This is a genomic window from Romboutsia sp., assembly GCF_051659545.1.
GTDB lineage: Bacteria > Bacillota > Clostridia > Peptostreptococcales > Peptostreptococcaceae > JBOFOR01.
In genome coordinates this window covers 24,989-37,738 of the sequence record NZ_JBOFOR010000178.1, presented here as the reverse complement: position 1 = coordinate 37,738, position 12,750 = coordinate 24,989, and the positions used below count along the sequence as shown (strand labels likewise).

The following is a 12,750-nucleotide window of genomic DNA, read 5'->3' as shown; positions in this document are numbered from 1 at the left end:
ATAAACTAATTATTTTATATATTTTCTGTCCAAAAGTCAATAGTATTTTTTAATATATACTGTATAATATTTGAAATTCCTTAATATAGAATAGATTTAGGCATTGCCCATCTAAATTTCCCTCTCGTTTCTGAGCCCCCAACACCTTTCATTCCTGTAACTGTCTGCTCTATAACTTCATCTATAGGAACTATGGTATCTATTCTTGAACAAGCTATTTTTTCTACAACAAAAACAGGATCTAATGCGTGTATCATTATTCTTCCAGGAGAACTTGCATAATTAGCTCCTGCTCTGATTATTTGCTCATAATTAGATTGACATGCTCCTGCAAATATAACTAAATTGTCCAAATTTGGCTGCCATTTTCGAGCCTGTTTAACTGCTTTTATAAAGTTTAATGAATTTCTGTAATTATTTAAATCAGTAATATTTCCTTTTCTTGATGTAAGTGCATCATGTCCTGTTATAACTAATATGTCAGGATTATGTTTTTCTAATAATCCATATATTTCTTTATATTGATTTGCTTCTGGTATAGCAACCCCGACTGCAGGTATGCCTAATTCTGTATATACATCTAGACATATTTTTAAATAATCTTTATCTCCATCAACTTGCAATACCTTACCTGGCATACCATAAATATTAGAATTAAATTGAAGTTTAGGAGCTGCTCTATTCAAGTCTTTTTGTCTTTCTTTTGCAGTTCTTACAGATTTATATAATAAAGTTTCTACATTTTTATCTATTAAAACATCCTTTAGGTTAGGCATTTTTATTTCTTCTAAATCATCTAAATAGGCATCTGCAATCACTCTAAAAGCAACTCCCTTTAATATAGCTACTTTTTCATTTTTGCTATCTATGCTAAATCCAACTATTTTAAATATTATATCTTGGTTGTATGATTTTCTTGCCACTATGTCTCCTATCTTCATAGCTGTCCTCCTAGTCTAGCTTTTTAATGTTAATTTATAATATGTTTAATAAGTTTTTTTGTTACTTTAAAAAATAAAACATTTTTTTGTTGAAATATTTGTTTTACAGTGGTAGTATGTTTTTAAACAAATGTTTATTATTATAAGCAAATATTTATTATAGGTGAATAAATATGACGGATAGAGAAAAAGAAATTTTAAATATTTTAAAAGATGACCCTCTAATTTCTCAACAAGAATTAGCTGATAAGTTAAATATAACTCGGTCTTCTGTTGCAGTACATATAACCAATCTTATGAAAAAGGGTTATATAAAGGGAAAAGGATATATTTTAAATACAAATGATTACATTACTGTTATTGGCGGCTCTAATATAGATATTCAAGGGGTTCCAAATAAGAAATTAGTAATGCTTGATTCTAACCCTGGTAAAGTAGATATTTCTTTAGGGGGGGTAGGAAGAAATATTGCTGATAATAGTTGTAGATTAGGTATAAATACAAAACTTATTTCTGCTATAGGAAATGATTTGTATGGTAATCAAGTATTATCAGAATGTAAAAAATATGGAATGGATATTGATGACTGCTACATTTCAAATGAAATACCAACGTCAATATATGTTTCAATTTTAAATGACAGTAATGATATGCAAGTGGCTATATCACATATGGATATATTAGATAAAATTGATATAGATTATATTAATTCAAAACATCAATCTATTAACGAATCTTTGGCTGTTGTAATAGATACTAACTTACCTAAAGATACAATAGACTATATAACATCTACATATTCTCATATACCCCTATTTGTAGATACAGTATCCACTGCAAAATGTCTTAAAATCAAAGATATTATTGGTAGATTTAATACAATAAAATTAAACAAATATGAGGCAGAAGCTTTATCTGGTATAAAAATAAATACCACACAGGATTTAGATGACTGCTCTAATTATTTATTGAGCATGGGTGTAAAAAACTTATTCATTACTCTTGGTAAAGACGGAGTATTTTGTGCTAACGAAACTTCTAGTTTTAAAATTGACGGAGTAAAAACCGATATAGTTAGTGCAACAGGAGCAGGAGATGCTTTTACAGCAGCTATTATATACAGCTTTTTAAATGAATTTGATATAAAATATACTGCTCAAGTTTCTATGGCAGCATCTATAATTGCTCTATCTCATCAAAATACAATAAACCCTAATATGTCGATTGACAATATAGAAAAAATTCTTAAGGAGATGATTTTATGTTAGAAAAATATTTACAAATACATCCAGAGGTTAAAAAGGCAATAGATGCAGGATATCCTGTAGTTGCTTTAGAATCAACTATAATTTCTCATGGTATGCCTTATCCTAAAAATATAGAAATGGCTAAAAATGTTAGTAAAATAATAAGAGAAAATGGATCTATTCCTGCTACTATAGCTATAATAGATGGAGTTTTAAAAGTAGGACTTACTGACGAAGAAATAGAGTTCTTAGGAACAAGCAAAGATGTTGTTAAAGCTAGTAGAAGAGATTTACCTTTCATAATATCTAAAAAGTTAACTGGAGCTACTACAGTTGCTACTACAATGATATTAGCTGATTTAGCTGGCGTTAGAGTATTTGCTACTGGTGGAATCGGTGGTGTTCATAGAGGAGCAGAGGAAACTTTTGATATTTCTGCAGATTTACAAGAATTAGCTAACACAAACGTTGCTGTTATATGTGCTGGTGCTAAATCTATATTAGATATAGGATTAACATTAGAGTACTTAGAAACTAACGGAGTCCCTGTAGTAGGTTTTGGTACAGATGAATTACCTGCTTTCTACACTAGAAGAAGTGGATTTGGTGTTGATTATAGAGTTGATTCTTCTATAGAAGTTGCAAAAGCTCTAAAAGCTAAATGGGACTTAAACTTAAAGGGTGGAATGGTTATAGGAAATCCAATACCAGAAGAATTTGAAATGGATTACGATACTATAAATAACGCTATAGAATCTGCTTTAAAAGAAGCTGAAGAAAAGAATATAGCTGGTAAAAAAGTTACTCCATTTTTATTAGACAGAGTTAAGACTATGACTGAAGGCAAAAGTTTAGCATCTAACATAGAGTTAGTTTACAATAATGCTAAAGTTGCAGCTCAAATAGCAAGCGATTTAGCAAATATAAACAAATAAATTTAAATTTGCTTTAATTTAATAAAAATAACTCTGATAATTAATAATTATCAGAGTTATTTTTTAGTCTTCTTTCAAGTTTGGTATTACTTTTTTAACTTCTTCTATTTGATGCCATGTTCTGTCTAGATTATTTTCAGTTACAAAGCTTTTTACTTCACTTAAGTGAATAAATTCTTTAACTGATAAATCATCATCTTCATTCATGAATCTTAGAATAAACATAAATTTACCTTACTTTCCACAACACTTTTTATATTTTTTTCCACTTCCACATGGGCAAGCGTCATTTCTTCCTACTTTGTCTTCTCTAACTACTGTCTTAGATAATTTGTAAGCCTTTTGTATTTCTTTTCTCTCATCATCTGCTAATATATCATTCCATCCTGGTAAGCTATATAACCAGTGAGCTTCTACCGCTACCATGTTGTAGTATAATTTTTTAAAATCTATATCTAATTTTATAGTGCTGTCAGCTTCTATAGTCTCTAAAGTTATATCTGCTTTTAAACTTTCACTGATTCCATCTATGAATCCCATGAAGTATTCAACAGAAGTATTGTGGCTAGCTGCTAATTCGCTAACTTTACCTTCTATAACTTCTATTTTTTTGTTTAATAATTCATTGTATATTCCAGCTTCTACTTTTAAATAATCTTCCCAGAATTTCACTTCTTCTTCTTGACTTGCATGATTGTCACTTAAGTTTCTCCACTCAGTATATAAACTCATACTTTTGTCCTCCTAATTAAATTTCATTTTATATTAAAGTTTGATTATGTATTTATAAAAACACTTTAAATTAACTCCTCTATTATACCATAATTAAATAATTCTTTTAATACTTTTATAGCATACTCTTGATCTATAAAAAACGGACTTGATGCTATAGTTATTACTTTAGCTCTCTTTATTAGTTCTTTTATCTTATATATTTTTAAGTCATATGGTATATAATCCATATCTTTTGAGAATATATCCAAATCTATATCTAATACAAATTCACCCTTTACATCTAAAGTAAAGCCATAGGAACTATCAATAATAATCAGTTCTGAAAATATTTTATGCTCTAAAGCAGGTTTTATAAAACTACCAACATTTAAAGTTTCATTGGTATATTTAAATACATCATCTATATTATTTATATCTACATTATAATTCTCAGGTACTCTAGTATCTTTGTGTTGGTCTACATGAACTAGTTTGCACCCTTTACTAAAATTCCCTTTATTAAGACTTTTTATCCAAAAATAAAAAGCATGATTATGGTTATCGAATATATATATCTCTTTATCTTTACTGTCAAGTTTAACCATATTTTTTAGGCCTTTTGCTTTTATTTCTATACCTTCATCTATCTCATTGAAAACTACTTCTTCACCAATGCAAACATCTTCTAGATTTCCTTCTATTAACTTTGGCACATATATTTGTTTATCTCGTCTTTCGTTGTATGAAAACACATTATTTCCACTACATTTTGTTATATAAAAGCCTTTATATCTATCCACAATATTTAATCTCCTTTCTTCTGAATTCTTCAAATAAAAATATCCTTTTAAAGCTATTCTGCTCCAAAGGATATTCTTATATTAAATTATACAATTTTTTTATCTTGTTGAATACTATTATCATATTCTTTATTTTTTATTATCATTTTCAATCCAGAAAATACTAAAATTATCATTATAAATAATATAGGAAATCCTGTTACTGTAGCCAACTGTTTAGTAGCATCTATTCCACTTACTCCTTCGTTAGATGACAATAAATTTATAATAGCTATTGATGCCATTGATATTCCCCAGAATATCTTTATCTTCCAAGGTACTTTATTGTCCTGAGCATTTCTAGTGTTAAGGGATAATGTTGATATAGTCGTAGTCATAGTGTCGCACATAGTTACTATTGATATAAATATCGCTCCTATAAATAAAATGGATATCAATGTGGATAAAGGGTACTCCTTTATAAATAAAAACAATGATACTTCTGTTCCTAAGTTATTCATAGTTCCCCACAAATCAATACCATTTAATTGTTGATGTATAGATGCACCTCCAAAGATTATAAACCACATTATACCAAATGCACTTGGGACAATAAAGTTCATCATCATAAATTCTTTTATAGTTCTTCCTTTACTTATTAGTGCAAAGAACATTCCCATAATAGGAGCATATGCTAACCATATAGCCCAATAGTAAACAGACCACCATCTAGGCCAATCTGATCCATTTATAGGACTTAAATACGTTGGGACTGCAAACAAGTTGTCTGCCATATAACCTAACGACTGTGTTCCTAGAGATAAGATAAATGTAGTTGGACCTACTATAAACACAAATCCTAATAACAAAATATATAACTTCGCATTTTTATCTGCTATCCATTTTACACCTTTGTCTATACCAGTAATACTAGAGATTATATATACAGCAACAATAAGCATAACTATACAAGTCCATGTAACTTTCGTGTTCGGTATACCCAAGACTTGTTCTAATCCCATTCCTAGTTGCATAGTTCCAACACCTAAACACGCTGCTACTCCTCCACAAATTGCAAATAAGCATATATTGTCTATTATTGCTTCAGTAACTTTGCTAACTTTTCTATCTCTTAAGGTATAAAATACAGAGCTTACTCTGCATGGTAAATTCATATTATATACAGCAAATGCTATCATTACACCCGCTACTGCATATATGGCATATGGTATAAATGTCCAATGAGTAAAAGATATATTCATGGCCATCATAGCTGCTGCTTCCGTTCCAGCTTCTATATTTGTACCTATCTGTGGAGGGTTCATAAAATGAGTAATAGGCTCTGCTATGCCCCAGAATAAAACACCTGTACCTATTCCAGAAGTAAGAGATATTGTAAACCAATTCCAATAAGTTAAAGTAGGTTTAGCATTATTACCTCCAAGCTTTATATCACCATACTTAGAAAACATCAACCATACACATATAATTACAAAGGCTATTGCAGATAATTGAAATAACCAACCGAAATTATCAAGCGCTATTTGTACGATGTAATTTTGAATATTGTAGAAATTTTTTGGAGATATAAGACCTATTAGAATAATGCTTAGAAATACTACGGTCATAGGTATAAATATAGACTTCCTCATTTTTACTTTTGTATTGATGTAGTTTATGTTATTACTAATATTTTTTCTCTCCATAATTATAATCCTCTTTATATATAATAATTTTCAAGCTAGTTTATATTACATTTTTTACCAGTTTCCTATAAAGCATTAGACTCTACCCATTTTATTATAATGAGTAGAGTCTGATATTTCTATATTAAAACTATGCTACTTGATTTTTTGATGTTTCTTTTTCTTTTTGATTTATTTTATTTAGAGTATATGTTGCAAATATACCTACTACAGCTGCTGCTACTGATAACATGAATATATATGTATATCCTGTTTGACCATAACTATCTAACCAGTTTCCTGCTAATGTATAGTAGAATGCATCTGGAGAAAATCCTATTAATGAAGCAAATCCTACTACCATACCTGTAGTTTCCATAGATATGTTAGACTCTGAAACTGATGCAAAATATATACCTCTAAATCCAAATAATATTGTACTTAATATTATCATATTTATAACAGCTATCATCATAAAATTATTTTCCTTAGGTATTACTAAAAATGCTGCCATACTTGCAGCTGTTAATATATATCCTACAAACATAACTTTTATTGGTGATCCTACTTTATCCGCTATTACTCCTGCCGATGGAGATGCTCCCATTTTTATAACATATGTTCTTACTATTGATAATGCTGAAACTAAAGTCATTGGCATTACATAAACTTCAGATAAATATGGGCTTAAGTAAGTTAAACTTGAGAATACTAAGTATGTAGAGAATATTATAAGTCCTATTAACCATGCTTTAGGCATAGTAACTACCTTAGTTAAAGCTTTAAATGTAAGAGCCTCCCCTGAGGTTTTTTCTTCTTTTTTATCTTGTATTAAGAAGAATAATAATATACCACATAATATAGATGCTCCAGAGTATAACCATACAACATACTTAAATCCTACTGTTACATCAGTTAATTTTCCAAACAAATATAAACCTATGAAAGATATTAAAGTTCCTGCTATACCTGATAAACCTTCATTAAATCCAAACAGTCTACCTTGTTCAGATTCATCTCCTTGCATTCTTATAACTTTAATTGATCCTGCAAAGAAAGTTAATATCGTTGTGATTCCCCATAATACAAATATTAATAATATTTGGCTATATGGTGGGAATGTAGAGAAGTAAAACCCTAATAAACCTGATGCTATTAAAGAAAATGGAATTAATATCTTTACAGAGAATTTATCTGCAAACCATCCTCCTACGAAATAAGAAACCATTCCTACTAGTCCGTATACACTTAACAAATTACCTATTTGAGTATGTGATAAACCTAAAGCTTGTTGCATTGGATCATAAAATGATGATTTCATGTATGGTAAACTATACATCGCTGTAGTACCAAATGCTAATACAAATATTAGAAAATACCTTTTAAAATTTTTATTGTCTTTCATATTACCCTCCTGCTTATTTATGTTTTTTATTTTTTATGCTTCTGATTTTTCAAAGCTACCTTCAATTTTTTGTATTGCTTGTATAAAATCATTTATTATATCTTGAACTGATTCCAAACCAACTGCTATTCTTATTAAGTTCTCACCATTCATTTGAACTAAAGTATGTTCTTCTCCTAAACTAGTAGCTATTGTAACTAATTCTAAGGAATTCATTAGTTTTCTACTTGCTTCATCTCTAGTAAATCCATTTATGCCATCTATTAACTTAAATGAAACTATACCTCCACCAAGTCCATTCATTTGACTCTTGCATAATTCATGTTGAGGGTGTGATTTTAAAGCTGGATATTTAACTATTTCTACACAATCTTGACTTTCTAAGAAACTTGCTATTTGTAATGCACTCTCACAATGTCTCTTCATCCTCATATCTAAAGTTTTAAGTCCTCTAGTTATAAGCCATGCGTTCATCGGAGATAATGATGCTCCTGTAAAACAGCATAAACTTGGCCATCTTACTAATTCTATAAGTTCTTTTGATCCTATAACAGCTCCACCTAAAGTATCTCCATGACCATTCATGAATTTAGTTAAGCTATGTATAACTAAATCTGCTCCTAACTTTATTGGTTGCTGAATTATAGGAGTTCCAAATGTACTATCTACTATTACTAGACTTTTATTTGCATGAGCTATTTCAGAAATAGACTTTATATCAACTAGGTCTAATGTTGGATTCAATGGACTTTCTATATAGACAAACTTAGTGTTTTCTTTTAATTCTTTTCTTATGTTATCTGGAACAACAGCATCAACAAATGTTACTTCAACTCCAAACTTAGTTAATAACTCTCCCATTAAAATTTTAGTATGTGAAAATACTCCATCTGAACAAATTACATGATCTCCGCTTTTTACTAACGCTAGTACAGTTGATGCTATAGCACCCATTCCTGATGTGCTTACAATAGCGTTTTCCCCACCTTCAAGTATACTCAACTTAATTTCTAACTCCGAAAGATTAGGATTGCATTCTCTTGTGTATACATATCCCCATGTTTGACATAATTCTTCAAAATGTTCTACTGTTTTAGCGGCGAATGTTGCCGTTTGATATATTGGAGTTGCTAATGCTCCTGTTGCTGGATCTGGTTTGTGACCACCATGAATTAACTTCGTTTCTAAATCATAATTGTTGTTATTATTCACGTTACTCCTCCTATTTTATGTTTTATTTGTTTTCTATTTTATCTTTCATAATTCTACAAATTTTACTATGATACCATTATATACTCTATAGTAACTATAGAGTCAACGGATTAAAATAACTTTTTAACAATTTTTTTAATAAATATACTAACTTTTAAATCATTTTATACATCCATAACTCTGTTTTAACTATAGGGTTTGAAATATTAAAATAACTTTTTATTGATATGAATGTCATTTTATAATCTAAAATATTGTTTAACTTTACTTTTTTTTATTGTTTATTGTTATTTTTCTAATCTTCTTCGTATATAAAAAAGAACTAAGTCTCTGCATACTAATACACTCAACTTAGTTCTTTACCTACTTTATTTATATTTCAACTTATATTAAATACCATTTTTAGACCAAGCATCTTAAGTCTATTTCTCTTTTAACAACCGGTATTTGAATTTCTGTCAGTAATTTTGATTCATCGTTAGTCGACATTGGATCTATTATTGATATTTCATAAATATAATTTTCTACAGGTATTCTTTTATATTCTATATAATCCATTAATTGTTGTATGTATTTATGATTATTTTCATAGTTACCTGTATACCTTACACATATAAAATCACCTGATTCAATATCTCTAATATTAAGCTTATTTTTTGTAGTGCTCAGTTCTTTTTCAATCACTAAAAAGCTACCCTTGTACTTAACTTCTTTATTTTCAATAAATTTGTCTATATCGATTATTCCACTTACTCCCCCATAAAATACAGATATATTTTCTTCCATAATGTTAGCTAATTCCCTTCTAGCCAAGCTCATTTCATGGTTTTTGTAGCTACAATTCTCATATTCTACTTGCAATATACTTCTCATCGGTATATGTTTTCTAAATATAATATCTGTTTCGTATTCTTTCATTGTTCTTTCTAGCAATTCTTTTTTCTTAGATAATATACGTTTTATTGTTTGTAGCTCTAATATGTTTTCATTTACTGTTTCTATTTTGTTATTCAATAAGTCTAGCATTTCTTCATCACTATTGCTCAGCTTTGATTTAATATCTTTTAATGGCATACCTAAGTATTTTAAATATTTAATTAAATCTAATTGTGGAAATTGATCTATTGAATAATACCTATAGTTGCTTTCTTTGTCCACATAAACAGGTTTTAATAATCCTATTTGATCATAATATCTTAGTGTCTGTATGCTAACTTTATTAAGTTTTGACATCTCTCCTATAGAATAATAATTAGACATACATCTCCCCCCTTCGTTAATAATCTATTAAATAAATAAATCCCATGGATATTCTTTTGGAGGTTCACATATAAATTCCATTTTTTCTTTAGTTGTAGGATGATTTATTTCTATTTTGTATGACCATAATGAAATTTGTTGACCTACTTTATTTAAATTTTGTCCATACCTCTGATCTCCAAACAAGGGATGTTTTCTACTTGCAAACTGTACTCTAATTTGATGAGATCTTCCAGTTTTTAGGTCTACCTCTACAAGACTAAATTCATTCTTTTTACCTAAAGTACTATAACTTAACTCTGCATCTTTAGCTTCTTTATGGTCTTTTTTAACTACACTTACCATGTTAGTTTTCTTATTTTTATAAAGATAGTCTTTTAAAGTATCTTTTTCTTTATTCATAGTTCCATGTATAACAGTTTTGTAAGTCTTTTTAATTGATTTACTTCTTACTTGCTCAGATAGCCTAGAAGCAGCTTTTGAAGTTTTTGCAAACACCATAACTCCACCTACTGGTCTATCTAGTCTATGCACTAAACCTATAAATACATTCCCAGGCTTATTATACTTTTCTTTGACATACTGCTTCAAAAGATTTACCATATCTTTGTCATTGGTATCATCACCTTGAGATAGCATATTCACAGGTTTTTCTACAACTAATAAATGGTTATCTTCATATATAACTTTAACCATTATTTAGACTCCCATCTTCCAAATATACCACAAGGAAGTACTTTCCCATCTCTAGAAGTAGGTATACCTATTTCTCCTCCATATATTTTACCGCCTTTAGCCTTTTTAGCTACTGTTGCATCTAATATATGTTCAAGTATTATCGGAGATAATCCTGTAGTATATGAGTTTATTAAAAAGAATAAAGGCTCATCTGATAATGCCTTAGTACATAATTCAACTAATCCATATAATTTTTCTTCAATTTGCCATACTTCACCTTTTGGTCCTCTTCCATAAGAAGGTGGATCCATTATTATAGCATCGTATTTATTTCCTCTTCTTATTTCTCTTTCAACAAACTTAACAACATCATCAACCATAAATCTTACTTTTCTGTCTCCTAGTCCTGATGTTTCTAAGTTTTCCTTTGCCCAAGTTACCATACCTTTAGAAGCATCTACATGACATACCTCTGCACCAGCTGCTGCACAAGCTACAGTTGCTCCACCAGTATATGCAAAAAGGTTTAGTACCTTTATAGGTCTTTTAGCATTTTCTATTTTATCCATTGCCCAATCCCAGTTTGCCGCTTGTTCTGGGAATAATCCTGTATGTTTAAATCCTGTTGGACTTATATTAAATTTTAAGTTTTTGTAACTTACTACCCATTTTTCTGCATATTTCTTTTTGTGTTCCCATTGTCCTCCACCTCTAGCACTTCTGTGGTAGTGCCCATGAGGATTCTTCCATAATCCACTTTCATTTTGTATAGGCCACATAACTTGAGGATCTGGTCTTCTTAATACTATATCACCCCAACGTTCTAATTTTTCTCCGTTACCCATATCTATAAGTTCATAGTCTTGCCATTTATCTGCTAATAATAACATCTTTTGCCTCCTAAATTAATTACTCTTAATTTATGTATTATACCATATATTTATCTATATTTTCGCTATTTTGAATACTTTATATACTTTAGTTTGTGCTAAATACCTATAATGATTATATTTGCTTTTTTATTATAAGAATATTCTTTTGATTATTAATTATCTTCCTTTGTCTAGCATAGTATATTATAACCGTATTAAAAGGAGGAGAATTATATGGACAATTGTATATATAATTTAATTTATATAAAGTTTAATCAAGAATTTAATAATAGCAACTTTTTTTCTTACAATCTTCAATATCCTAGCTTTTACAACTTTAAAAATACTTATTTTTATGTTAATTCAGTTATATTAAACAATTTAAATTCAACAATTAAACTTGATGTGGAAAGTTTCAAAGAAGGCTTAAAAAAAGAAGAAGAAGAATACAATAAGTCAGCAATTCAAAATGCTTTACCAAAAAGAAATTATAAAGTCTTCTCAGACTATGCAGTTACTTTTAATAAGAATCACGTACTAAGTGTTATTTTAAGTCTTATGGGCTTTGGAGGTGATTTCGGTCCTGAATACAATGATTTGTATAACTATAACATTGACTTACTTACCGGGAATAACATTTACCTAAAGGATATATTTAACAAAAATATTAATTATATTAAAGTTGTTTCTAATTATATTAACTATAAGATAAGTCAAAATAAAGATCTGTATTATAAAGATGTAGTAATAGAAATTCCTGAAGACCAAGCATTTTATATTACAGATGATGGTATAGTAATATATTTTGGCTTAGATGAACTTTCTCCTTCAAAGATGGGTATACCTAAGTTTAAAATGTCTTTCAGTAGGTTTGCACCTTATATTAATCCTCGTTTTTATTGTGATTCCACTAATGTCGTTTATGAAGATTCCCTAAAAAGGTCTAAACAACTTAAAAAATAAATAAATTCTAACATAAAAAATCGAGGTTTAATTAAACCTCGATTTTTTTATGTTAGAAT

Annotated in this window: 13 protein-coding genes; 3 read left to right on the top strand and 10 right to left on the bottom strand. The window is 29.0% G+C overall.

Annotated elements, in window-relative coordinates:
* Positions 1 to 80 precede the first annotated feature (80 nt).
* Entirely contained in the window at positions 81 to 941 is an 861-nt protein-coding gene (gene yabG / locus ACRC03_RS09635) for a sporulation peptidase YabG (RefSeq protein ID WP_438652353.1), read from the bottom strand.
* A 173-nt stretch (positions 942 to 1,114) separates the two neighbouring features.
* On the opposite strand from yabG, the gene ACRC03_RS09630 reads away from it, so the two are divergent.
* Positions 1,115 to 2,209 carry a PfkB family carbohydrate kinase gene (locus ACRC03_RS09630; RefSeq protein ID WP_438652352.1) on the top strand — a complete coding sequence of 365 codons (1,095 nt, stop codon included), beginning with the start codon at positions 1,115 to 1,117 and terminating at the stop codon, positions 2,207 to 2,209.
* Positions 2,203 to 3,123 (top strand): pseudouridine-5'-phosphate glycosidase, encoded by a 921-nt coding sequence (locus ACRC03_RS09625; protein WP_438652351.1) that lies wholly within the window; start codon positions 2,203 to 2,205, stop codon positions 3,121 to 3,123. The genes ACRC03_RS09630 and ACRC03_RS09625 overlap by 7 nt, the downstream gene beginning before the upstream one ends.
* 63 nt (positions 3,124 to 3,186) lie before the next feature.
* Here the strand turns inward: ACRC03_RS09625 and ACRC03_RS09620 are convergent, their stop codons facing one another.
* The 9 genes from ACRC03_RS09620 to ACRC03_RS09580 form a co-directional block, all read right to left on the bottom strand.
* On the bottom strand, positions 3,187 to 3,348 hold the full coding sequence (locus ACRC03_RS09620; RefSeq protein WP_438652350.1) for a hypothetical protein: 162 nt from the start codon (positions 3,346 to 3,348) through the stop codon (positions 3,187 to 3,189).
* A 9-nt stretch (positions 3,349 to 3,357) separates the two neighbouring features.
* Positions 3,358 to 3,855, bottom strand: a complete 498-nt coding sequence (locus ACRC03_RS09615; RefSeq protein WP_438652349.1) for an SEC-C metal-binding domain-containing protein — start codon at positions 3,853 to 3,855, stop codon at positions 3,358 to 3,360.
* Positions 3,856 to 3,920: 65 nt separating this feature from the next.
* Positions 3,921 to 4,637, bottom strand: coding sequence for a UPF0489 family protein (locus ACRC03_RS09610; RefSeq protein ID WP_438652348.1), 717 nt, complete (start codon positions 4,635 to 4,637; stop codon positions 3,921 to 3,923).
* 86 nt (positions 4,638 to 4,723) lie between these two features.
* Positions 4,724 to 6,322 carry a BCCT family transporter gene (locus tag ACRC03_RS09605; RefSeq protein ID WP_438652347.1) on the bottom strand — a complete coding sequence of 533 codons (1,599 nt, stop codon included), beginning with the start codon at positions 6,320 to 6,322 and terminating at the stop codon, positions 4,724 to 4,726.
* A gap of 130 nt (positions 6,323 to 6,452) precedes the next feature.
* Positions 6,453 to 7,706, bottom strand: coding sequence for an MFS transporter (locus tag ACRC03_RS09600; protein WP_438652346.1), 1,254 nt, complete (start codon positions 7,704 to 7,706; stop codon positions 6,453 to 6,455).
* A 33-nt stretch (positions 7,707 to 7,739) separates the two neighbouring features.
* The gene (locus tag ACRC03_RS09595; protein ID WP_438652345.1) at positions 7,740 to 8,918 is read right to left on the bottom strand and encodes a trans-sulfuration enzyme family protein; all 1,179 of its coding nucleotides are present in this window, start codon (positions 8,916 to 8,918) and stop codon (positions 7,740 to 7,742) included.
* Positions 8,919 to 9,320: 402 nt separating this feature from the next.
* The gene (locus ACRC03_RS09590) at positions 9,321 to 10,178 is read right to left on the bottom strand and encodes a MerR family transcriptional regulator (RefSeq protein WP_438652344.1); all 858 of its coding nucleotides are present in this window, start codon (positions 10,176 to 10,178) and stop codon (positions 9,321 to 9,323) included.
* Positions 10,179 to 10,205: 27 nt separating this feature from the next.
* Positions 10,206 to 10,874 (bottom strand): RluA family pseudouridine synthase, encoded by a 669-nt coding sequence (locus ACRC03_RS09585; protein ID WP_438652343.1) that lies wholly within the window; start codon positions 10,872 to 10,874, stop codon positions 10,206 to 10,208.
* Positions 10,874 to 11,746: a class I SAM-dependent methyltransferase gene (locus ACRC03_RS09580; protein ID WP_438652342.1), complete on the bottom strand. Its 873-nt coding sequence runs from the start codon at positions 11,744 to 11,746 to the stop codon at positions 10,874 to 10,876. Before ACRC03_RS09580 ends, ACRC03_RS09585 begins: the two co-directional genes overlap by 1 nt.
* A 216-nt stretch (positions 11,747 to 11,962) precedes the next feature.
* Here ACRC03_RS09580 and ACRC03_RS09575 point away from each other — a divergent pair, with 216 nt between their 5' ends.
* The gene (locus tag ACRC03_RS09575) at positions 11,963 to 12,691 is read left to right on the top strand and encodes a DUF3298 domain-containing protein (protein WP_438652341.1); all 729 of its coding nucleotides are present in this window, start codon (positions 11,963 to 11,965) and stop codon (positions 12,689 to 12,691) included.
* The last annotated feature ends 59 nt before the right edge of the window (positions 12,692 to 12,750 follow it).

What these genes read in the sequence shown, in the direction of transcription:
- yabG (WP_438652353.1), bottom strand. Translation starts at nt 941, where the DNA reads ATGAAGATAGGAGACATAGTGGCAAGAAAATCATACAACCAAGATATA.
- ACRC03_RS09630 (WP_438652352.1), top strand. Translation starts at nt 1,115, where the DNA reads ATGACGGATAGAGAAAAAGAAATTTTAAATATTTTAAAAGATGACCCT.
- ACRC03_RS09625 (WP_438652351.1), top strand. Translation starts at nt 2,203, where the DNA reads ATGTTAGAAAAATATTTACAAATACATCCAGAGGTTAAAAAGGCAATA.
- ACRC03_RS09620 (WP_438652350.1), bottom strand. Translation starts at nt 3,348, where the DNA reads ATGTTTATTCTAAGATTCATGAATGAAGATGATGATTTATCAGTTAAA.
- ACRC03_RS09615 (WP_438652349.1), bottom strand. Translation starts at nt 3,855, where the DNA reads ATGAGTTTATATACTGAGTGGAGAAACTTAAGTGACAATCATGCAAGT.
- ACRC03_RS09605 (WP_438652347.1), bottom strand. Translation starts at nt 6,322, where the DNA reads ATGGAGAGAAAAAATATTAGTAATAACATAAACTACATCAATACAAAA.
- ACRC03_RS09600 (WP_438652346.1), bottom strand. Translation starts at nt 7,706, where the DNA reads ATGAAAGACAATAAAAATTTTAAAAGGTATTTTCTAATATTTGTATTA.
- ACRC03_RS09590 (WP_438652344.1), bottom strand. Translation starts at nt 10,178, where the DNA reads ATGTCTAATTATTATTCTATAGGAGAGATGTCAAAACTTAATAAAGTT.
- ACRC03_RS09585 (WP_438652343.1), bottom strand. Translation starts at nt 10,874, where the DNA reads ATGGTTAAAGTTATATATGAAGATAACCATTTATTAGTTGTAGAAAAA.
- ACRC03_RS09580 (WP_438652342.1), bottom strand. Translation starts at nt 11,746, where the DNA reads ATGTTATTATTAGCAGATAAATGGCAAGACTATGAACTTATAGATATG.
- ACRC03_RS09575 (WP_438652341.1), top strand. Translation starts at nt 11,963, where the DNA reads ATGGACAATTGTATATATAATTTAATTTATATAAAGTTTAATCAAGAA.